This is a genomic window from Christiangramia qingdaonensis (assembly GCF_048381525.1).
GTDB lineage: Bacteria > Bacteroidota > Bacteroidia > Flavobacteriales > Flavobacteriaceae > Christiangramia.
In genome coordinates this window covers 214,873-236,477 of sequence record NZ_JBLWIM010000015.1, presented here as the reverse complement: position 1 = coordinate 236,477, position 21,605 = coordinate 214,873, and the positions used below count along the sequence as shown (strand labels likewise).

Below are 21,605 nucleotides of genomic sequence, written 5' to 3'. Positions count from 1 at the left end.
AGGCTGAATTTAATAATTATATTTAAGGATAACTTAAAATCTTATTTACGATTGAATTTTAATATACATTTGATTTGAGTTACCAATTAATTGAATGAATAAATACATTGTTGTAAACCAGCCTGAAAACTGGACCATTTCTCCTGAGAATACAAAAATTATCTCATCGCGGGATTATCTTACCAATCCTAAATTCGCAAAGCTCAAAAATATTCGAATATTTAATCTCTGTAAAGACTATTCTTACCAGTCCAAGGGATATTATGTCTCTTTACTGGCAGAAGCCCGTGGACATTCGGCTATTCCAACCATAAGGAATCTGGTGGACCTTGGAGAACCAAAGTTGGTTAGGATAGTTTCTGATGAATTTGACGATCTTATTCAGCGTAGTTTTAAAAGTCTGAAATCCAAAGAGTTTACGCTCAGTATTTATTTTGGGCAGAATGTCGCTGCGAAATACAAGGAATTAAGCGCTACATTTTTCAGGCATTTCCAAATTCCGTTATTACGGGTGCGATTCACTTATACGACCAAGTGGAATATTAAAAATATCAAAGCGATTTCTGAAGCTGAAATTCCTGAAGAACATAAAGAGAGTATGTTTGCATTTGCTGAGCAATATTTTAGCAAAAAGCGTTATGATACTCCGAAGCTTTCCAGTTATGAATATGACCTAGCAATCCTGGTAAAAGATGGTGATCCTGCACCTCCAAGTAATAGCAAAGCCTTAAAAAAATTTGTGGAGATCGCCGAAAAAATGGGTTTTTATACTGAAATTGTTTCACCAAAAGACCTCTCCAGGCTTTCATCATTTGATGCTCTGTTTATACGCCAGAGTACAGAAGTAAATAATGAAGCCTATGCTTTTGCTCGCAAGGCACAGCAGGAAGGCATTGCGCTTGTAGATATGCCAGATGCTATATTGAAATGTTGCAACAAGGTATTTATGGCTGAAGCTTTGCAAAATGCTGGAATACCAACGCCGCAAACCATGATCGTTCACAAAGACAATATGAGTCAGGTTCTGGAAACGATCGGATTGCCGGTTGTACTGAAATCACCGGATTCCACTTTCTCTTTTGGTGTTAAAAAAGCAACAACGGAATCTGAATATCATGAGCTCGCATCTGCGATGCTTAAAGAGTCAGAACTGGTTATTGCCCAGGAATTTTCATATTCTGAATATGATTGGAGAATAGGAATTCTGGATGGTAAACCGTTTTACGCCAGTAAATACTATATGGCAAAAGGTCACTGGCAGATCTACAACTGGAATGCTGAAGACAAATATGATCAGGATGGAAATGCAGATTCTCTGCCTATAGAAAAAGTTCCTGCTGAAATAATTAGAATTGCGGTAAAGTCGGCCAAACTGATAGGCGCAGGCTTATACGGAATCGATATTAAAGAAACTATAAAAGGTCCAGTGGTGATAGAAATAAATGACAATCCCAATATTGATGCGGGAGTAGAGGATGAGTATTATGGTGATATTATCTATACTGAGATTATTACTGCTCTTAAAAACCGACTAGAAAAAAATTAAGAATGGCATATCACTTATTTGAAGTTTTTGGAATAGAGCTGGAATACATGCTCGTGCATAATAAAACTATGAAGGTAAATCCTTCAGTTGATGAATTGTTTATCTTTAAGAATGGTACTCTAACATCTGATGTTTCAAACGGCAATATTGAGTGGAGCAATGAGCTGGTCGCACATGTAGTGGAACTAAAAACCAACGGTCCGGTTTCCACTCTGGAAGATTTGGAAAGTGATTTTCTTCAGAACATAAAGGAAATCAACAAGCTTCTTGAAAGCATGGATTCAAAATTGCTGGCTGGAGCATGCCATCCTTTAATGGATACTTTGGTAGAAACAAAATTATGGCCACACGATCATAATGAGATCTACAACCTCTACAACAGAATATTTGATTGCAGAGGACATGGTTGGAGCAATGTTCAAAGTATGCATATCAATTTACCTTTTGCAAATGATCAGGAATTTGAGAAGTTGCATGCAGCGGTGCGTATTTTACTTCCAATCATTCCTGGTCTGGCAGCAAGCTCCCCGGTATTGGACGGACAATTCACTGGCTACAAGGATTCCAGAATGTATTATTATAAAACCAATCAGAAGGAAATACCTCATATGACAGGGAAGGTCATACCTGAACAGGTCTTCAGTAAAAAGGAATATCACGAAAAGATCTTTGATCCAATAAATAAAGCGATCAAAAAGTATGATACGCAGCAAATTCTCGATCATCATTTTTTAAATTCAAGAGGAGCTATTTCCAGATTCGACAGGAATGCAATTGAGATCAGGGTTATCGATATTCAGGAAACACCTTCCGCAGATATTGCGATTGCAGCCTTTATAGTGGAAGCTTTAAGATTACTCGTTTCTGAAGAGCTTGTTTCTCTGGAAGATCAAAAGGCCTGGCACGAGGATGATTTATTTGCCATTTTTAATGATGTGATTAAAGATGCTGAAAATACGCTGATTACAAACAAGCGATATCTGGCAATTTTTGATATTGAAAAAGACGCCGATGTTAGAAATATCTGGAAAAACATCTATAAACGAGTAGGTAATAAATTGTCTAATAATCATCAAAATCATATTGAATTCTTATTGCAGAATGGCAGTCTATCATCACGAATTCTAAAATCCTTGAGAGGAGATTTTTCAGAAACGAACATAAAACGTACCTACTTGAAAATTGCTGAAAGCCTGCAGTCTGATCGTATGTTCCGGCCATGAAATTACTGATTACCTGCGAACATGCTGCGAATGCAATTCCGCCTCAATACATTTATTTATTCAAAGAGGAGAAAGATGTTCTAAGTACTCATGAAGGTTATGATCCTGGTGCTTACGATTTGTACAAATATCTAGAACCTCTATCTAATGCTAGTTATGCACAGGATATTGGAAGATTACTAATTGAAACTAATCGATCTTTACACCATCCTAAGCTATTTTCCAGGTTCTCAAAAATTCTTGAGCATTCTAAGAAGAGTGAAATAATAGCAGAACACTATCTGCCTTACCGACAGCATGTTGAGCATTTAATACTGGATTTTCATGAATTCAATCATTTGGTAGTACACCTTTCGATCCATTCGTTTACTCCCGTTTTTAATGAGGTTGAAAGAGATTGTGATATAGGAATACTTTATGATCCTACGGTCCAGTTAGAGAAGGAGATTAGTGAGCAATTTAAAAAATCGCTAATAGAAAAATCTAAATACAGAGTTCGCAAAAACTATCCATACCTTGGAAAAGCTGATGGTTTTACGACTTACCTAAGAAAAAGATTTACAGAAAATTATATCGGAATCGAAATTGAGGTCAATCAAAAATTCGTGTCTAAAAATATTATAGAAAAGAGTATGAAGGAAACTATATATAAATCTATAGAAGATTGCATAAAAAAAGCCCCTTAATTAAGGAGCTTTAATTCGGGGATCTAAAGTATTATTTTAGATCGTATTCCAGTGTAATTTCTGCTTTAAGCAATTTTGAAAGCGGACAGCTTTCTTTTGCCTTATTAGCGATCTTATCGAACTTATCTTTATCAATTCCTGGAACGTCTGCCGTTAGGATCAAATGGGATTTTGTGATCTCTCCATCTTCAAATGTGATCTCACTGGTCGTAGCTACCTGATTTGGTTCATATCCATCCTCAGTAAGGAATGCTGAAAGTTGCATGCTAAAACATCCTGCATGCGCTGCGCCTACCAATTCTTCTGGATTTGTACCATTTCCATTTTCAAAACGTGTCTTGTAAGAATATTGTTCATCCTTAAGAACTCCGCTCTCAAGACTAACTGTTCCTTTTCCTTCTTTTAAAGAGCCTTTCCACTCGGCCGATCCTTTTCTTATCATAACTTAGATTTTGATTTTGATCTAATGTAAGGAGCATAACTATCAATGGAAAAGAATTATCATAACCTTAACCAGATTATAAAAGACAATCAAAAAAAAAGCCCGGATAGACCGGGCATTTTTCAAATATCTTCTATATTCAATTATTTGATCTCAACTACTTCAAGATCAAAAATAAGATCCTTTCCAGCTAGAGGGTGATTTGCATCTACTACGATGGTCTCATCCTTTACATCGGTAATTACCAGATTGATCTCACGACCGTCAGGTCCTTTAGATACCAATGGCATTCCAACTTCTGGCTTAAGCTCTTCTGGAAGTTGGTTTTTTTGAACTTCTTGGATCAATTCTTCTTTTGGATCTCCGTAAGCTTCATCTTTAGATATGTTGATAGTCTTCTTCTCGTTAACTTCCATCCCGATAAGGCCTTCTTCGAATCCAGGAATCAATTGTCCTTCACCTAGAGTGAACTCGATAGGTTCTCCACGTTCTACTGAACTGTCAAAAACCTGTCCGTCTTCTAGTTTTCCTGTGTAGTGTACCTTTACGGCATCATTCTGCTTAACTTGACTCATAAAATATTATTTTCCATTACAAATTGAGGCTTCGATATTCTCTCCACCATTTTCAAGTACAATTGTGCAAGGACCTTGCCGAAGATCTTAACACCCGACACAATAACTGATTCTACCGGCAATATGTCAGTCAAGGTTTAATTGTTTTATTATCTGAAAAAAGATAACTTTAAGCAATTCCAAACCAACACCTTATAAAATGAGCAAATTTTCCTTTCAGAATACTTCAAACACCAGAAGAGAATTCATCAAAAAATCTGCCGTTGCAGCTTCAGGATTTATGATCGTTCCCAGGCATGTACTGGGTGGACCTGGTTTTACAGCACCCAGCGATAAGTTGTTGATCGCCGGGATTGGAGTAGGAGGTAAAGGGGAATCAGATATCATGAGTTTTTACGAAAGTGGCAAAGCTGAGATAGCATTTTTATGTGATGTAGATGACAGGCGAGCGGCAGCTTCCCGAAAAGCTTTTCCGAAGGCTCGATATTATAAGGACTATCGGGAAATGTTTGATAAAGAATCCAACAATTTCGATGCTGTAAGTGTTTCGACTCCAGACCATAATCACGCTGTTCAAACCATGGCTGCTATGGAACGTGGAAAACATGTATATGTTCAAAAACCACTTACGCATGATATTTATGAAGCCAGAAAACTTACAGAGGCAGCAAAACAATATAAGGTAGTCACACAAATGGGTAACCAGGGTGCTTCAGGTGATGGTGTGCGCAAAATGAAAGAATGGTATGATGCAGGTCTAATTGGAGAAGTTAAGGAAGTAAATGTATGGACCAATAGACCAGTCTGGCCACAAGGAATCCCTTGGCCAAAAAACAGTAGTGCAATCCCTTCTGAACTGGACTGGCAATTATGGCTTGGTACCGCACCACATAAGGAATATGTGGATGGCCTGGTTCCTTTTAACTGGCGTGGCTGGTGGGATTATGGAACTGGCGCCCTTGGGGATATGGGATGTCATCTTATTGAACCGCCTTTTAGCGTTCTGGATCTCAAATATCCAAAAGAAGTAGAATGTAGCGTTGGAAGTGTCTACGTAGATGAGTTCCAGAGAGGTTATTTCCCGGATAGCTGTCCTCCGTCCAGTCATGTGATTATGAGTTTTGATGGTAAGACACCGGGTGCTGATGATATCAAACTTCATTGGATGGATGGTGGTATCAAACCTATGAGACCAGAAGAATTAGGTCCTAAAGAAACATTTGGAGATGGAGGTAATGGTGCTTTGATTATTGGAACGAAGGGTAAAATGATGTGTGGTACCTACGGACTTAATCCAAGATTACTACCTATCTCAAAAACAGACGAAGTCAATATAGCCGAAACTTACGAACGTGTGCCAAATGGGATGGATGGTCATTACGCTCAATGGGTGGAAGCAGCAATTGCAGGATATGGCAATAAAAAACTAAGTTCGCCGTTCGATATCGCAGGTCCCTTGACTGAATCTTTATTGATAGCAAATCTCGCCATTCGAGGTTATGATATTCAGAATAAAAAAAAGGACGCGAACGGTAAGGACCAGATCATCTATCCAGGCAGAGACCTGAAAATGATCTGGGATTCAGAAAACATGAAAGTCACCAATTTTGATGAAGCAAATCAATTTGTTAAACGAGAATATCCCGAAGGATTCACTTTATCTTAAAGGATGCTGTACTCTCAATATACGTACAGGCTTAAAAAATCTGCGATTTTGATTTCCGGATTTATTCTAATGATCTATCTAACTGCCTGTACGGCATTTGATGGTAATAAAAACGTTGAAGACTGGGATACAATTTGCGTGACGGCAACCGCCTATAATTCAGTAGAATATCAAACTCAGAATAACCCCAGAATTACTGCCTGGGGAGATACGTTGAGACCAGGCATGAATGCGATCGCAGTTTCCCGTGATCTTTTAAAGATGGGACTGGACTATAATTCACCTATCAAAATAGAAGGTTTCGACAGTGTTTTCTATATCAAAGACAAAATGCATTATCGCTGGAAAAAAAGGATCGATATCTATATGGGGCAGGATGTTTCAAAGGCAAAGGATTTTGGGAAGAAGCAACTAAATATTGCTTACTTATTTCAGAAGGATTCGCTGAAAAAATAGGAATGTTTATCTTCGAGCTCATTTAAAGTTTAAAATGATGTCTTATTCCAGGTTTACAATCCTGTTTCTATGTATTATATCTGTCTGGAGCAACGTACTTATAGCTCAGGACAGCCTTTCTTCGGAAAATAATAAAGTAGTCATTGGTATTTCTGAAACCGCTCCTTTTGTTGAAAAACACAATGGTAAATTTAGAGGTCTAAGTATAGCTTCATGGAAAATGGTCAACGAGGAACTGCAATTGGACTACGAGTTCAAAGAATACGAGGACCTTGGAAGTTTACTTGACGGTATAGAAGCAGGCGAGGTAGACTTCAGTATCAATCCGGTCACAGTGACAGATAACCGTATGCATCGTATGGAATTTTCACAGCCATACTTTATTTCTCATACCAGCGTCGCAAAAAGATCTGAATCTCAAACTCTAAGACACCTTAAAAATCTATTTAGCTGGGAGTTTTTCTCTATTATAGGATTACTTCTACTGGTCATATTCATCTTTGGTTTTTTAGTATGGATTTTTGAAAGAAACAAGAATAAGGAAGAATTCGGAGGTAATTTAAGGGGGATTTTACAGGGATTCTGGTGGAGTGCAGTGACTATGACAACAGTTGGATATGGAGATAAGTCTCCAAGGACGCTTGGTGGAAGGATCATAGGTCTTATCTGGATGTTTATGGCTGTTATTATAATTTCAAGTTTTACGGCTGGGATCGCATCTTCATTGACAGTAAAAGGTATTAATGAAGAAATAACCAATATTCAGGATCTCGATCGATTTGAAGTAACTACCGTAAAGAGTTCAAGCTCACAGGAATTGCTGGACTTATATAATATTAAATCCGAACTCGTTAATAACGGGATGGAAGCATTGGACAAGCTTACCAGGGAAGAAACGTTTCTAGTAGTCTATGATGAACCTATTTTAAGGTATCATATTGAACAAATGAACCTTCAAAACGAACTGGAGATTATTGAGCAAAGTTTGAAGAAGGATTATTATAGTTATGCCTTTCCGAAGAATTCTCAATATCGGGATATGATTGATCCTGTGCTGGTTCGTATTCTGAAATCAATGGAATGGGCTAGTATCGTAAAAGATTATAATTAGTTCTCTCTGGAGTATCTACGTTATTTCTGAAACCTAAGGAATGATCATCAACATTTAATATGACATTTTTTTTTGAATCGAATATCAAATAATAAAAAAACATGTAATTAAATTATTGATAATTAGTATATTGGAGTCGATTTCTAACCAAACGACCAAAAATATGCCTAGCGGGAACGAATCTGATAGCACTTCAGACCCAAACATCTTCAATAAAAATAATAGTAATTCTAATAAGCTTATCTATTTAGCGATTGCATTTATCATTGTTTTCACAGTCGTCGCAATGACAGGGGTGTATTACGAATACTGGTAGTCTCAAGCCTTGATTTCATTGAGTAGCAAAAATGCCTTATTCACATACTCTTTTTCAAGGAAAAGTGCGAAGTAATTTGATGTGGAGATCATTTCGAAAACAGGAATTCCTTCATAAGCAAGTAATTTGAACATATAGAAATACAAACCAACTGTCTGGGAGCTATTCTTAGGCAGCGCAATAGTGATCGAAGACAATTCCTTTTTTACTGTTACCCTGACTTCATTTCTGAAACAATCTTCTACCAGATCTGTAAGAGTTGATGAAACCAGAATATTACTTTCCTGGTAATTACTGGAGTAATTAAGGTAAATTCCGGTTTGATCCTTTACAGACTCTAATAGTTTAGCTTTGTTTGCAATAATAGTCTTACTATTTAAGAAGGTATATTCAGTGATTCCAGATCGTACAATAATATCCCCCAATTCTCTCAGGCTCTTCATATTGATCTTGGTTCTATGTGGTGCATAACGCCGAAGGGCCATAATTATACTTCCCTGTTTAACAGATTTGCGCATTTCCTGTTCGACCTGTGGTTGAATATCGGCAGCCAGACCACTAAAATTTACAATATCCCTGGCGATTGCATCATCCAGAAACGGTTGGTGTCTTATAATGTCATGAACTACGGTAGTAATTGTCTTCATTGTTAATTATTATACATAATGTACAAATGTATATAAATCGATTAATTTTCTTGAGTGCAGCTGAAACTATATGTACTTATGCAAAGAGAAATTAGGGAGATATGAAAGTTTTAAAATTTGGAGGTACTTCAGTAGGTTCTGCAGAGAATATCCGGAATGTTGCAAGTATCATTCAGAATATTGAAGGGGATAAGTTATTAGTACTGTCCGCTATGTCTGGCGTTACAAATCTTCTGGTTGAACTTTCCAGTAGTGTAGAACAGGGGGATGAGCTTAAGATGGATGAAATTTTGGAAGCTCTTTTTCTCAGGCATGAGCAGGAAATTGAATTATTGTTCAATTCAGGAAAGGACAGAAATGAAATATTCAATATTCTGCAAGCTGAACTTTCAGAACTACGGCATCTCGCTACTCAGGAATTCAGTAAGGAAATTGAATGTCGGATTCTGACAACTGGAGAAACTATTCTGACTAAGATCTTCAGTTTCTATTTGACAAAAAATGATATTTCTAATAGATGGTTGAATGCACGGGATTTTATGCAGGTTGCAAATCTAGAAAATCCAGATACAGAACGTGTTGGTAATTTACTTCGGTCTCAATTAAAATCACAGGCCGAAGAATCCATTTATATAACTCAGGGATTCGTTAGAATCAATGATCGTGGAGAGATATCGACGCTTAACCGGGGAGGAAGTGATTTTACGGCAACGATCATTGGAGCCGCTTTAAATGCTTCTGAAATACAAATATGGACCGATATTAATGGTTTACACAATAATGATCCTAGGGTAGTGGAAAACACTTTTCCGGTAGCTCAGTTAAGTTTCGAGGAAGCAGCAGAGCTTGCTTATTTTGGTGCAAAGATCTTGCATCCCCAAACCATATCACCGGTTATCGATAAAAATATCCCGGTATTTCTGAAGAATACCTTTAAGCCAACCGATCCTGGAACCTGTATTTCTGCAATTTCTGAAACTAAAGGTTTAAAGGCAATTTCGGCAAAAGATAATATTGCAGCTATCAAAATTAAATCCAACAGGATGTTGATGGCACATGGTTTTCTAAGGAAGATCTTTGAGGTTTTTGACAAATATGAAACCGCTATTGATATGATCACCACCTCAGAAATTGCCATTTCACTTACTATTGATAATGTTTCGAACCTTGAACCTATTCTAGGCGAACTTAAGGCTTATGGAGAGATTAGTGTTGATCGTGATCACAGTATCATTTGTGTGGTTGGTGAGGGACTAATTGACGATCGCGGGACTCCAAGATTATTCGAAATTCTCGATGATGTGCCGGTCAGAATGATTTCTTATGGCGGAAGCAACAACAACATCTCACTCTTAGTAGATACAAAATATAAGAATGATGCTTTGCAGAATCTCAATAAAAAATTGTTCAGAAGGGCTTTTGAAGCCATCGTTTGATACTTCTGGTGATGTTTGGTTAAACTGTTTTTTGTGTAGTGAAAACCGTTGGGTGGCTTATGCTTCCAGCGGTTTTCTAATTAATAGAGTTTTTCAACTGAATGAATTTAGACATAAAATAAGTGCTTCGTTGGAGATGATGTTTCATCATTTGACCCGTGAAGTTCTCTTTTCTATGCTGCTGAAGCTGTTTGAGAATAAAGGTTAATTTTCTATCGAACCTTGCCTGATGAAGGTCCTGATCAAATCGCTCTTTCAGAATCTGATAACCCTGTTCATTTTTTTTGTTCCACAGTTGCTCATTGGTATACAGGATTTTAGCTGCTTCAACAAATTGGATAGCATCGTCCACAATGAATCCATTCCAATCTAAATCTCCAGCCATGCCTTCACTACCAATACTTGTGGTTACTGAAGGAGTTCCGCATGCCATTGCTTCTGCTAATTTACCTTTCAATCCAGCTCCAAATTCAATAGGTGCTAGACATACTCTGGCATTACTCATAACTTTCGGAGCATTTTCTGTACGTCCATGAACTAGAAATCTTTCGGCTTTATTATGCAAATTCCAGACTTTTTGGGAAGGATAAGCGCCATATATATGTAACTGTGCATCTGGCAAGAGTTTCCTAAGTAAAGGCCATATGTTTTCTTTTAGATTTAGAACTGCTCTCCAGTTTGGTTCATGAAGAAAATTACCTATAGTTATAAAGTCTCTTCTTTCAGTGTAGCTGTTATTTTCAGAAAAAACCGTCTCCATCATAAATGGCAGGTAGAAAAGTATATGTTCTGGGATCTTTAGCTTTTCAATTAACAGCTTCATTTCGAATTCAGAAATAATTAAAGAAATATCACACCTGTAGATGGCCGCAGCTTCCCGTTTAGTAATATCAGCATCCAAATAAACATCATCAAATTCCTGACCGGTTTTCAGGATTGTTTCTCTAACTTTTCTTAGCGAGTGCAGATCTTCGGTATCCAAAATCTTTAAAGCTTCGGGACATAATTTATCCACTCTCCATCCAAACTGCTCTTCCATCATAAAACGATCAAAAAGAACGATTTGAGGATCCAACTCTTGTATAAAAATATCAAACTCATCATTATTTGGCTGGATCTCCCGGCTGTTAACACCCAATGCGTCAAGATCTGCCATATTTTCTGATCTTCTGGCTGAAGTTGCATAGGTAATTTGATAGCTACGTTCTTTGAAAAATTCGATTAATTGCATCATTCTCGCACCCGCAGCTGAGGAATTGGGTTCTGGCCATACGTAACCAATGATGAGTAACCTGGACATAATGTTTTTAGCAAAAATACATTTTTATAACTGCCTGCTAAGTAAGAAGGTTGCCGCAATCCAAAGTACAATCGATAAAGCACCACCTATAATTAGGAAATGTTTGAACTTATAAATTCCCATTCCATAAACGATTGTGTTGGTCTGGTAACCCACCGGAGTGAAAAAGCTGAAATTTGATGCAAAGAGTACTGCTAAAATAAAAGGTTTTGGGTCCAGTTGTAACTTGGTTGCGATGGTAATCGCTATGGGTGCAATAATGATCGCAGTAGCATTGTTAGAGATAAATCCGCTTAAGAACATCGTCACTAAAAATAGTAATCCTATAATACTGTAATTTGGTTTGCCATCGAATAGTAGTAAGAGATTTGTGGAAATCCAGTCATCTGCACCGGTATTACTCATGGCTACCCCTAACGGGATCATACCCGCCAGCAGAAAAATGATCTGCCAGTTTACTTGCGTATAGATTTTCCCGAGATCGATACACTTCAGCAGAATCATCAGGAAACAGCCAATCACTGCACTTTTCAGAATTGGGAATATAGAAAACGCGGATAATGCAATTACAAGAATTAAAATTCCGAGGCTAAGTGAACGTTTCTTTTTAGACACAAGACTAATTTCCTCATGATTTTGAAGAATACTAATATTATCCATTTTCTGAAGTTCATGCAGGTCATTTTGCGTTACTTCCACCAGAAGACGATCCCCAACCCGAAGGTCAATATTGTCTGACTTTTTACTGAAAATTCTTCTTTTTGGATTTCTGAAGCTTCTTCTTTTCCTGATCGCCAAAGGAACTGCTCCATGAAGATCATACCAGCCCACAGTTTTTATGCTTTTACCAATTAATGGAGAGTTAGGTAACATTAATATTTCTACAAGCTGGATGTTTTCTTCAATTTCTGAAGCCTCGTTCACAATTGGTTTTACAGCTTCAGCCTCAGAATTTCTGATAATTGTAAGATCACCTTCTTCTTTGAGTTGAATGAGCTGTTCTATACTGCATCTAAGTAATAATTGATCACCAAGTTTTAAGGTTGTATATCTGCCGGGATGATCATTTATTACACCTTTACGTTTAAGCCTGATCACTTCAATAGAATCTTTTTCGTCTCCGAAGATATCCTGAAGATTCTTGCCAATCAGTCTTGAAGTTTCGCTTACGATCCCTTTTGTAATAAACTCGTCAAGCTTATAAACCGAATTAAGATCGCTAGGTTTTTTCTTCGGAAGAAATCCCGCCATCAAACTTACCAGGATAATGGTAATGAACATAAATATGATCCCGTACCAACTAAATTCGAAGAATCCGAAACGTTCGACACCTCTTTTAACCGCCACCGCATTTACGATCAGGTTGGTAGAAGTACCCATAAGCGTACAACTACCACCTATAATTCCTGCGAATGAAACCGGCAATAGTAATTTTGAACTGGAGATGTCATATTTCTCTGCCAGTTCATCAATAATCTTTACAAAGACTAAAACTACAGCTGTTGTGTTTATAAAAGCAGAAATACTTCCTGCGATAAACATAAAAACAGGGATCATAATAAGCAGAGGCAGACCTTTCAATTTCCTCATTCCCTGGGCGAGGAGATCAATAACGCCGTTGTCTTCGAGCCCGATCGCTATGATCATTAGACAAAGTACCGTAATCGTTGCTGGGCTGGAAAAACCTGAAATAGCTTCTTCCGGAGAAACAAGATCTGTTAGTAATAGCAGGCCCAGAATAGTAAATGCGATCTTGTCTACCGGAAATATTTCCAGCGCAAATAAAAAGATCACACCAAGGATGATCACAAAAAGAAGAATGATTTCCAGACTCATTTCGATGATTAAATTTGATAAATGTAGTATCCTCTCAGACCCGTTGTTAGGTTTTGAGAAATATTTATGATTGTTGGTTAAGCCATATCCTTCGGGTTTTGCTATAATTAGAAGAATATAAGATACAAATTATGAGCAGAGGATTTGTAAAGGAAGAAGATCAGGAAGAACCAGTGATAATTCCACCACGTGCGGCGATACCAGATGGAGTTACAAATTATGTGACACCAAATGGACTACAGGAACTACATTTGGAATTAAAAAGGCTTGAAAACGAGCGATCCAATATAAGTGTCAAAGACGATACAGAAAAAAGAAGAGCTCAAGGCCTGATTGATGGAAAAATGAAATTATTGGCTGAAAGAATTCAATCTGCACGAGTTTTGAAACCTGAAGAACAGGCACAGAATGAAATTCGGTTTGGAGCACACATAAAATTAAAGAACCTCGATAGTTCACAAATTCAGAAATTCCAGATCGTAGGGGTTGATGAAGCTAATATTAAAAAGCAGAAAATCGCTTTTGTTGCGCCAATTGCCCGCGCAGTTACAGGTAAAAAAGTTGGTGAAACTGTAGATTTCAAACTTGGTACCGAAATACGAAAGCTTGAAATTCTTGAAATACACTACTAGTTCTATATTTCTGTTTCTTTCTCTAGATTGAATTCAATAGTATCCTCAATATCTCCGTACTCTGATATTTCGATCTCAAAATTGTAAGAAGCAGGACTGCTTTTGAACCCTAGTTTTTGCTATTGCAAGGGGTCAATTATAATGTTGTTTGCAATTAAAGTCCTAAAATTAAAATGTTTCTTTTTACAAAAACCGCTGCCTGGCAGCGGTTTTCAATTCATTTTTCTAATTAGACCCTCCTATCTAGAAGAACTTAGGTTTTCACGTGATTTTACATCTTCTTCTTTTGCCCCCTTATTATTAAACTGCATGTTTTCCTCATCTACCAGATCTGTTTTATCTTCTGGTCTTGAATCATTACTAGCTGGAATATCAAGTTCATCGGGTGTAAAATCAACTTTTTCTTTATGATCAAGTTCTCTATCCTGTCCTTTACTCATACTTCTACCTTTCTCATTTAGGGCTTCTTTATCTTCTTGCGTGATATCAGGATTGTATGGTAAATCCTTGTTATCTGACTGTATTAATTTCGAACTACTGGATTCTGTCTTTACTTTTTTCATAATTTCAGTTTTATGAAATATACAAAGCTATCTACCGAGAAATAGTGAAGGGGAAGTTAATCTACCGTTAATGGAAACAAAAAAAGAGAGCGGAAGCTCTCTTTTATATTCTAGTTTAAAAAAAAATCTATTCAGTGTCAGCCATAGTCCCTTCAGATTCCAGCATCGCGAAGAATTTATCCAGATTAGGGATAATTACGATTCGGGTTCTTCTGTTTTTAGCCATATTGTCCTTATTAGTATTATCAACTAAAGGTTGGTAACTACTTCTTCCGGCAGCGATTAATTTTGAAGGATCTACATTATACTTATCCTGTAGAATTCGCACAATAGAAGTTGCTCTTCGAACACTTAAATCCCAGTTATCCTGAAGATAGGATTCTTTCACCATAGTTCTATCGTCAGTATGACCTTCGATCATAACTTCCATAGCTGGTTCGCTATTGATTACTTCAGCTAATTTCTTCAGTAGTGGCTGAGCTTCTTTTGTAACCCTGTAACTTCCGCTACCAAATAATAACTTATCTGAAACATTGATCATCACAACGGTTTCATCTACATTGATATCAATATCATCTGCATCAGCTCCATCAGAAATATTTTTCTTAAGATTATAAGAAACTGCAAGGTTGATACTATCCTCTAAAGTTTCTGCACCTTTAACCTTTTCAGGATCGATTTTAGCAATGGTTGATTTCATTTTCTCTTTTGTCTTCTTGGACATAACGGTGAGATCATTCATTTCCATCATTCCTTCATTCTCGGTTCTAAGAGAATTGATCTTTGAATTATAATCAGCAACACGTTCTTCTATACGTGCATACTTTTCTTCAATTTCTTCTTTCTCAACCTGTGTTTTTTGAAGTGTACTTCTTGTATCATTCAGTTCGCCTTCCAAGGCAACATATTTCTTTTTAGAAACACATGAGGTCAAAAGACCTGCGGTTAATACGGTAGCTGTGATTACTTTTCTCATAACTTAGTTTAGTTCTTAGTATTCTTATTTAGTTAATACCCATCATCTCTTGCTACAATAATGCCATAAGAAAACATAGCGCGACTACCTGCCCCGGGTAAGTCACCTTTAAAATTGGCGATTACATTATATTAATCGCTGATAACAAGGTGTTTGAAGTATTCAGGTTTCAACTATGAAATGAATTCGAAGACCAGGAACTCCTATATTCAATTAGCAGATTAATTTTTTGATAGTGTAGATTATTACTCCAAATTGTTGATAATTTCTACAACTCAAGCTCATTCGGTTCCAGTTTTAGTAGATTTTTTTGCGCTTACTTCGGACATTTAACAGAAGTTTATTAGTAAACTTATTACAATGACTTCGCGGTAATACATCTAAACGATAACTTTGGAAACTTCTAAAATTCAGTTTTTTGAGCACAGCCAAAGCACGCTTTATCAAGATTTTAAAAATAATTGGAAAGATCTTTCTGGGGATTCTCATTTTGTTAATTCTTATCCTTCTATTCGTAAGAAGTCCCTGGGGACAGAATATTATAAAAGACAAGTTTATATCCTCCATAGAAGAGAAGAGTGGAGCTAAGATTGACTTGGAAAGAATCTATATTCAATTTAATGGTAATATTGAAGTTGATGATCTTTATATCGAACATCCAGATGGCGATACCATTATATATAGTGAACATATAACTGCGAATATCCCTTTTATGCCTTTAATAAAAGGAAATGGATTCAGTCTGGACGCTTTGGAAGCTCGTCGTGTTCGTGCTAATATTATTCGGGAAGATTCTATTACAGGATTTAACTATGAAGTTCTAATGAAGGCATTTGCTTCAGATACTACACAAACTGCAAACACCCCTGCAGACACGCCTAGTTCAAGTATGCAGATATCTCTTGGGGAATTTGATCTAAAAGATTTTGATGTAGACTATATAGATAAGGTGAGTGGTATAGACACCAAGGCAAAGTTTAAGGAACTTCAGCTGTCTTTTGCTGAAACAGATCTTACCAACATGGCTTTTGTAGTCGAAGAAGCTATTCTAAATGACGCGCAGGTCACCTATAATCAAACGAAACCTTTTCCTCCTTCTGAAGGTGAAACAAGTCCTGCACCTGTTCTTGAAGTGAGAAAATTAAACTTTAGTGACGTTCGGGCCAGTTACAATTCCAGTCCCGATTCTATTTCAGCAGATATGAAAATTAAATTGCTGGAAACAAGTCAGTCGAATTTCAATTTAAAGGATAGCATTATCTCTTCTGAATTACTGAAACTTCATGATTCAGATATTATACTTGAACTACAGCAAAATACTACTTCAGCAATAACAGAAGAGCAGGAGAATGGTGCAACTGAAGCTTTTGCGTGGCCGGAATGGAAGATAAATATTGACGAAATAGACCTTGCTAATAATAACATTCTCTACCGCGTGAATGGAGCTCAGGTACAAAAAGGAACTTTTAACCCTGATATTTTGGATATTAAAGACCTTGACTTACAAGCCTCTAATATATCTTATGCGCCCGAAAATGCGAGTTTAAATATTTCAGAATTTAATTTTACTGAAGCTTCTGGAATTAAGCTAGATCGATTCAATCTTAAAGCAGATCTTACTAAAGATCAAATACAGCTCACAGATATAACTTTCGACGGAATTGGGAACAGTTTAAACGGAAATGTTCAGCTTAGCTATAATGACCTGAATGCATTTATGAAAGATCCGGGAAATGCTAGTCTGCAGGCTGATCTTTCAAACATAAATCTGGACCTTGGCGAATTTTTCAGATTCCAGCCAGATTTAAGAGAGAACGAGTATTTGAAGAATCTTGCTAAATCAACAGTAAAAGGGAATCTTTCCATTAATGGGAAAGTCGATAATCTAAACCTTTCTAATTTAAATCTACGTTGGAGAAATACAAACATTCAGGGTAATGGAAGTATCGTAAATGCGCAGGACCCAGAAAACTTAAGTTTTAATCTTCCAAATGTAAGACTTTCGTCAACTAGAAAAGATCTTCAAAACTTTGTAAGTGAAGCTGATCTTGGGATGCAAATTCCAGAAAAGATCAGTATCAATGGAAGTTTTAAAGGCAGTATGGAGATGCTAAGCACGAATGCCAAGATCACTACAACCGATGGTAATATTAACGTGGATGGAAACTTTAAATTCGGGGATCAGATCGCTTTTGATGCAGAAGTTCAGGGTGATGGAATATCTTTAGGCAGGTTACTTCAAAACGATGCTCTGGGTGATCTGCAATTAGACATAAAACTTACCGGAAGTGGAAATTCTGTAGCAGATCTTAATGCGAGTCTTGATTCTACGATAGATAGTTTTACTTATAACGGATACGAGTTCAGGCAGATTGATATAACCGGGGAACTCGAAAACGGAAAGGGACCAATCAATTTAATGTATCAGGATTCTAATCTGAACATGGAAGCGCAACTGGATGTTGCACTTGATTCTGTTTCTCCAAGAGTAGATTTTAGTTTATACCTGGATGGTGCAGATCTGGAGGCTCTGGGAATCACCCAAAAAACGATCAAAGCCGCATTTGAATTACAGGGCTGGTTTGAAGGAAATTCTTCGGAATATGAACTTGAAGCAGAAATAATCGACGGAGTAGCGGTTTATAATAACAAAGCTTATTTATTAGGTAGTTTTAAAGCAGATGCATTTATAAGACAGGATACTACTTCCGTAGACATTAATAACAGAATCCTGAACTTAGACCTCAAATCTAACGCAACACCTGCAGCTTTTTCAGCAGCCATAGACCGACACTTCAAAAGATATATTACTGAAAATTATCAGGAGGACTCTATTTTCAATCCTGTTAATATGAAGATGAATGCGAAGATAAGTGAAGCACCTATACTAACAGAAGTCTTCCTTCTCAACCTGCAAAAACTGGATACGGTTAATATTGATGTGGACTTTGCAGAATCTGAAAGAAGGTTGGACGCCAATATCGATGTACCATTTGTAAATTACTTCAATAGTGAGATCGATAGTTTAAAACTGGATCTTAGATCCAATCCACAGGATCTAAAATTCGAGTTCGCATTTAAAGAATTAAATACCGGTCCGCTGGCTATAAAGCGTACCATAATTGGAGGTGATGTTCAGAGTAGAAAATTGAATCTTGAATTCACCTCGGTTTATGACACTACCCAGGTTGTTCACGCTACTTCACAGTTAAATTTCCAGGGTGATACCTTGCAATTTCATATCGATAATAAGGATCTGATTTTAAATGGTAATCCGTGGCAAATAGAGGATTCTAATATGCTAAGCTTTGATACAGGTTACCTTAATTTCCAAAACTTTAGATTGTTTAGAGAAGATCAGGAAATGCGTATAAGCAACGATAAACCCGGTGTTGAAAAAGAGCATCTGAGCCTTGACTTTAAAAACTTTAAGTTAGCTGCACTGCTAAGTTATTTGAATCCAGAAGAGAAGCTGGCACAGGGTCAGGTGAATGGGAACATCGTATATGAAGAACCTTTTGGAGAGACCGGTATCCTGGCAGACATGGAGATCAACAAATTATCCATGCTAGGAGTGGATATGGGAACTCTAAGTTTACAAGGGAACTCTTCCGGATTTAGTCAGTATGACTTCGAAATGGCGATGAAAGGTGGGGAGATCGACCTGGATCTTACCGGGTCTTATATCGCTGCTGAACCTTCAGCAAAATTGGATCTAAATCTTGATCTTAATGAAATTCGTATGACGGCCCTGGAAGGTTTTTCTCAGAGAGAGATCAAAGATGCCAATGGAAGCTTCAGTGGAAATTTCAAACTTAACGGTACTTTATTAGAGCCGGTTTATGAAGGAAATCTGCAATTTGACGCTGCTTCCTTTAATATTGCGATGCTAGATTCTCAGTTTACATTGCCCGATGAGCAGCTTGATATGGATAATCAAGGTGTGTATTTTAATAATTTTGAGATAGTTGACTCTGAAAGTAATTCAATCGTGGTCAATGGAGAAGTAAGTACGCCAACTTTCTTAAACCCAGGATTTGATCTAGATGTTCAGGCAGAAAACTTTAAACTCATCAATTCTACGGAAGAGGATAATGACCTTTTCTACGGAACTGCGGTTGTTGATGTGGATGCTCAAATTAAGGGTGATCTTACTCTACCAAAAGTTACGATGAATGTTGATGTACGAAAAAGTACAAATCTTACTTATGTAGTACCAGAAACCGAACTTCAAATGAAGGAAAGGGATGGGGTCGTTATTTTTGTGAATAAGGAAAACCCGAACGATATTCTAACTGAAACTGAAGAAGAAAGCTATGTAGTTTCTGGTTATGATATCTTTACCAGATTAACTGTAAATGAAGGAGCTAAGTTCAATGTGATTATCAACCAGGAAACTGGTGATATTTTCCAGGTTCAGGGAGAAGGAGATCTAATCTTTAACATGTATCCTAATGGTAGAACTGCCCTTACTGGAATTTACAATATCAACGACGGTTACTATGAAATGAGTCTCTATAATCTCGTTAAAAGACGATTCGATATCGCTGATGGTAGTCGTGTATCCTGGGCAGGAGATCCATTTGATGCCCAACTGGATGTAAGAGCAATATATCGAATAGAAACTGCAGCATCAGGCTTATTGTCGTCAAGTTTAACCGCTGTAGACCCAGAACAGGAAGGAATGTATAGACAAGAAATTCCCTTTCTGGTTTATCTAAACGTGGATGGAGATCTTATGGCTCCAAAAATTTCCTTTGGATTAGATATGCCAGAAGATGAACGTGGTGCAATCGGCGGAAATGTATATAACAGAGTTCAGCAATTGAACAGCCAGGAACAGGAGTTAAATAAGCAAGTATTTTCATTACTGGTTCTAAACAGGTTCTTTCCGGAAGGCGGAAGTACAGGTGCCGGTGGTGGTACCATGGATGTAGCCAGAGATAACCTGAATAGTGCTTTATCTGACCAGTTAAACATGTTATCCAGCAAAGTACTTGGTAACAGCGGATTGCAATTGAATTTTAATCTTGATAGTTATACAGATTACCAGGGTGACAACGGGCCTCAGGATCGTACGCAATTAGATATTAGTGCTCAGAAAGCATTTCTTGAAGACAGGTTGATCGTAGAAGTGGGAAGTGCCGTAGACATTCAGGGAGGAAACCAGGCAGGGCAGGAAGCAAGCCCGGTTATAGGAAATGTAAGTATTTCCTACCTTCTTGATGAGAATGGTATCTGGAGATTGAAAGGTTTCAGTAAAAGTCAGTATGAAAATGTGATCGACGGGCAGTTAGTGGTGAGTGGTATTTCCTTAATTTTCACCAAAGAATTCAACAAGTTCAAGAACATGTTTGAAAAGGCGGTGATGGAAGAAGTTCAAAAGGAAAAGAAAGAACCCGAAGACTCAGAAAGTTCAGAAGGTACAGAAAGCACAGAAGATGAAAATTAGAATTTCAGTAATCATATTAATAGCTGTAGCACTATTTCAGTCCTGCAGTGTGGAAAAATTCATACCTGAAGAAGAATCACTTTATACCGGTGCCGAGATCAGTATAGAATCTGATTCCACGATTAAGGAGAAACCACAATTGAAAGCTGAATTGCAGAGTGTTCTTAGGCCAGAGCCGAACGCGCAAATCCTGGGAATGAGACCAGGACTTTATTTTCATTATAAAGCACAACGCGAGAAGCCGGGAATCATCAATAAATTTTTAAATAAAAAATTAGGAGAGGAACCAGTGTATCTGTCAGATGTTGATCTCGAAAATACGGAAGAATTACTTCTGAATAGATTGGAAAACAGAGGTTTCTTTTATTCGAATGTAACTTCAGAAGAAATAAAAGATGAAGACGCTAAAACAGCCTTTGTAAATTATGATCTAAATGTGCCGGAGCCTTACACAATGGCCTCATATCAGCTAGATAATGACACATTATTAGTGTATCGTGAGATCAAAAGCAACCTGGAAAAGACACTGCTGGAAGATGGGATGAGATTTGATCTTCCGAAGTTGAAATTGGAAAGAGAACGTATCGATCTATTCCTGAAAGGGGAAGGTTTTTATAATTTTAATCCCGGTTTTTTAATCTTTGAAGCAGATACAAACCAATACGATAAGAAAAAATTTGATCTGTTTCTAAGGCTTAAAAAGGATGTGCCGGCAAAGTCTGTTATTCCATACAGGATCTCC

17 protein-coding genes and 1 pseudogene are annotated in these 21,605 nt (G+C 37.3%); 11 read left to right on the top strand and 7 right to left on the bottom strand.

The features are described 5' to 3' along the window. Positions 1–94: 94 nt before the first annotated feature. Genes ACNI3T_RS12420 through ACNI3T_RS12410 form a run of 3 tightly spaced genes read left to right on the top strand, consistent with a single transcriptional unit; the run spans position 95 to position 3,455 of the window. Entirely contained in the window at positions 95–1,546 is a 1,452-nt protein-coding gene (locus ACNI3T_RS12420; protein WP_418228074.1) for a RimK family protein, read from the top strand. Between the two features lie 2 nt (positions 1,547–1,548). Continuing rightward, positions 1,549–2,769 (top strand): carboxylate-amine ligase, encoded by a 1,221-nt coding sequence (locus ACNI3T_RS12415; RefSeq protein WP_418228073.1) that lies wholly within the window; start codon positions 1,549–1,551, stop codon positions 2,767–2,769. Next, positions 2,766–3,455, top strand: a complete 690-nt coding sequence (locus tag ACNI3T_RS12410) for an N-formylglutamate amidohydrolase (protein WP_418228072.1) — start codon at positions 2,766–2,768, stop codon at positions 3,453–3,455. Before ACNI3T_RS12415 ends, ACNI3T_RS12410 begins: the two co-directional genes overlap by 4 nt. 31 nt (positions 3,456–3,486) lie before the next feature. On the opposite strand, the gene ACNI3T_RS12405 is transcribed toward ACNI3T_RS12410, so the two are convergent. Together ACNI3T_RS12405 and ACNI3T_RS12400 are read right to left on the bottom strand one after the other, a co-directional pair. Continuing rightward, positions 3,487–3,897, bottom strand: a complete 411-nt coding sequence (locus tag ACNI3T_RS12405) for an OsmC family protein (protein ID WP_418228071.1) — start codon at positions 3,895–3,897, stop codon at positions 3,487–3,489. 143 nt (positions 3,898–4,040) lie between these two features. Then, the gene (locus ACNI3T_RS12400) at positions 4,041–4,472 is read right to left on the bottom strand and encodes an FKBP-type peptidyl-prolyl cis-trans isomerase (RefSeq protein ID WP_295179859.1); all 432 of its coding nucleotides are present in this window, start codon (positions 4,470–4,472) and stop codon (positions 4,041–4,043) included. A 199-nt stretch (positions 4,473–4,671) separates the two neighbouring features. Here ACNI3T_RS12400 and ACNI3T_RS12395 point away from each other — a divergent pair, with 199 nt between their 5' ends. The 4 genes from ACNI3T_RS12395 (at position 4,672) to ACNI3T_RS12380 (ending at position 8,021) form a co-directional block, all read left to right on the top strand. Beyond that, on the top strand, positions 4,672–6,138 hold the full coding sequence (locus tag ACNI3T_RS12395; protein ID WP_418228070.1) for a Gfo/Idh/MocA family protein: 1,467 nt from the start codon (positions 4,672–4,674) through the stop codon (positions 6,136–6,138). A gap of 48 nt (positions 6,139–6,186) precedes the next feature. Beyond that, complete coding sequence (locus ACNI3T_RS12390) at positions 6,187–6,594, top strand: 3D domain-containing protein (protein ID WP_418228069.1); 408 nt, start codon at positions 6,187–6,189, stop codon at positions 6,592–6,594. Positions 6,595–6,628: 34 nt separating this feature from the next. Next, a complete protein-coding gene (locus tag ACNI3T_RS12385) occupies positions 6,629–7,705 on the top strand; it encodes a transporter substrate-binding domain-containing protein (RefSeq protein ID WP_418228068.1) in 1,077 nt (358 codons plus the stop codon). A 163-nt stretch (positions 7,706–7,868) separates the two neighbouring features. Continuing rightward, positions 7,869–8,021: a hypothetical protein gene (locus ACNI3T_RS12380; protein WP_322300260.1), complete on the top strand. Its 153-nt coding sequence runs from the start codon at positions 7,869–7,871 to the stop codon at positions 8,019–8,021. Positions 8,022–8,023: 2 nt separating this feature from the next. Here the strand turns inward: ACNI3T_RS12380 and ACNI3T_RS12375 are convergent, their stop codons facing one another. Continuing rightward, positions 8,024–8,668, bottom strand: coding sequence for a hypothetical protein (locus tag ACNI3T_RS12375; RefSeq protein ID WP_295179869.1), 645 nt, complete (start codon positions 8,666–8,668; stop codon positions 8,024–8,026). 101 nt (positions 8,669–8,769) lie between these two features. Here ACNI3T_RS12375 and ACNI3T_RS12370 point away from each other — a divergent pair, with 101 nt between their 5' ends. After that, positions 8,770–10,104, top strand: a complete 1,335-nt coding sequence (locus tag ACNI3T_RS12370) for an aspartate kinase (RefSeq protein ID WP_418228067.1) — start codon at positions 8,770–8,772, stop codon at positions 10,102–10,104. A gap of 76 nt (positions 10,105–10,180) precedes the next feature. On the opposite strand, the gene ACNI3T_RS12365 is transcribed toward ACNI3T_RS12370, so the two are convergent. Together ACNI3T_RS12365 and ACNI3T_RS12360 are read right to left on the bottom strand one after the other, a co-directional pair. Then, on the bottom strand, positions 10,181–11,404 hold the full coding sequence (locus tag ACNI3T_RS12365; protein WP_418228066.1) for a glycosyltransferase: 1,224 nt from the start codon (positions 11,402–11,404) through the stop codon (positions 10,181–10,183). 24 nt (positions 11,405–11,428) lie between these two features. Then, entirely contained in the window at positions 11,429–13,240 is a 1,812-nt protein-coding gene (locus ACNI3T_RS12360) for a sodium:proton antiporter (RefSeq protein ID WP_418228065.1), read from the bottom strand. Positions 13,241–13,371: 131 nt separating this feature from the next. Between ACNI3T_RS12360 and ACNI3T_RS12355 the strand changes: the two genes are divergently transcribed. Then, entirely contained in the window at positions 13,372–13,872 is a 501-nt protein-coding gene (locus tag ACNI3T_RS12355) for a GreA/GreB family elongation factor (protein WP_322300256.1), read from the top strand. Between the two features lie 239 nt (positions 13,873–14,111). On the opposite strand, the gene ACNI3T_RS12350 is transcribed toward ACNI3T_RS12355, so the two are convergent. Beyond that, positions 14,112–14,435 carry a hypothetical protein gene (locus tag ACNI3T_RS12350; protein ID WP_418228064.1) on the bottom strand — a complete coding sequence of 108 codons (324 nt, stop codon included), beginning with the start codon at positions 14,433–14,435 and terminating at the stop codon, positions 14,112–14,114. A gap of 127 nt (positions 14,436–14,562) precedes the next feature. Further along, positions 14,563–15,411 (bottom strand): OmpA/MotB family protein, encoded by an 849-nt coding sequence (locus ACNI3T_RS12345; protein ID WP_418228063.1) that lies wholly within the window; start codon positions 15,409–15,411, stop codon positions 14,563–14,565. Between the two features lie 418 nt (positions 15,412–15,829). Here ACNI3T_RS12345 and ACNI3T_RS12340 point away from each other — a divergent pair, with 418 nt between their 5' ends. Both ACNI3T_RS12340 and ACNI3T_RS12335 read left to right on the top strand, forming a co-directional pair. Beyond that, on the top strand, positions 15,830–20,863 hold the full coding sequence (locus ACNI3T_RS12340; protein ID WP_418228062.1) for a translocation/assembly module TamB domain-containing protein: 5,034 nt from the start codon (positions 15,830–15,832) through the stop codon (positions 20,861–20,863). Beyond that, a pseudogene (locus ACNI3T_RS12335) lies at positions 20,853–21,605 on the top strand (POTRA domain-containing protein); the annotation flags it as partial. The gene ACNI3T_RS12340 and the pseudogene ACNI3T_RS12335, both read left to right, overlap by 11 nt.

Bases quoted from the DNA above. Each gene is read 5' to 3' on its own strand.
- ACNI3T_RS12420 (WP_418228074.1), top strand. From the start codon at position 95: ATGAATAAATACATTGTTGTAAACCAGCCTGAAAACTGGACCATTTCT.
- ACNI3T_RS12415 (WP_418228073.1), top strand. From the start codon at position 1,549: ATGGCATATCACTTATTTGAAGTTTTTGGAATAGAGCTGGAATACATG.
- ACNI3T_RS12410 (WP_418228072.1), top strand. From the start codon at position 2,766: ATGAAATTACTGATTACCTGCGAACATGCTGCGAATGCAATTCCGCCT.
- ACNI3T_RS12405 (WP_418228071.1), bottom strand. From the start codon at position 3,897: ATGATAAGAAAAGGATCGGCCGAGTGGAAAGGCTCTTTAAAAGAAGGA.
- ACNI3T_RS12400 (WP_295179859.1), bottom strand. From the start codon at position 4,472: ATGAGTCAAGTTAAGCAGAATGATGCCGTAAAGGTACACTACACAGGA.
- ACNI3T_RS12395 (WP_418228070.1), top strand. From the start codon at position 4,672: ATGAGCAAATTTTCCTTTCAGAATACTTCAAACACCAGAAGAGAATTC.
- ACNI3T_RS12385 (WP_418228068.1), top strand. From the start codon at position 6,629: ATGATGTCTTATTCCAGGTTTACAATCCTGTTTCTATGTATTATATCT.
- ACNI3T_RS12380 (WP_322300260.1), top strand. From the start codon at position 7,869: ATGCCTAGCGGGAACGAATCTGATAGCACTTCAGACCCAAACATCTTC.
- ACNI3T_RS12375 (WP_295179869.1), bottom strand. From the start codon at position 8,668: ATGAAGACAATTACTACCGTAGTTCATGACATTATAAGACACCAACCG.
- ACNI3T_RS12370 (WP_418228067.1), top strand. From the start codon at position 8,770: ATGAAAGTTTTAAAATTTGGAGGTACTTCAGTAGGTTCTGCAGAGAAT.
- ACNI3T_RS12365 (WP_418228066.1), bottom strand. From the start codon at position 11,404: ATGTCCAGGTTACTCATCATTGGTTACGTATGGCCAGAACCCAATTCC.
- ACNI3T_RS12360 (WP_418228065.1), bottom strand. From the start codon at position 13,240: ATGAGTCTGGAAATCATTCTTCTTTTTGTGATCATCCTTGGTGTGATC.
- ACNI3T_RS12355 (WP_322300256.1), top strand. From the start codon at position 13,372: ATGAGCAGAGGATTTGTAAAGGAAGAAGATCAGGAAGAACCAGTGATA.
- ACNI3T_RS12350 (WP_418228064.1), bottom strand. From the start codon at position 14,435: ATGAAAAAAGTAAAGACAGAATCCAGTAGTTCGAAATTAATACAGTCA.
- ACNI3T_RS12345 (WP_418228063.1), bottom strand. From the start codon at position 15,411: ATGAGAAAAGTAATCACAGCTACCGTATTAACCGCAGGTCTTTTGACC.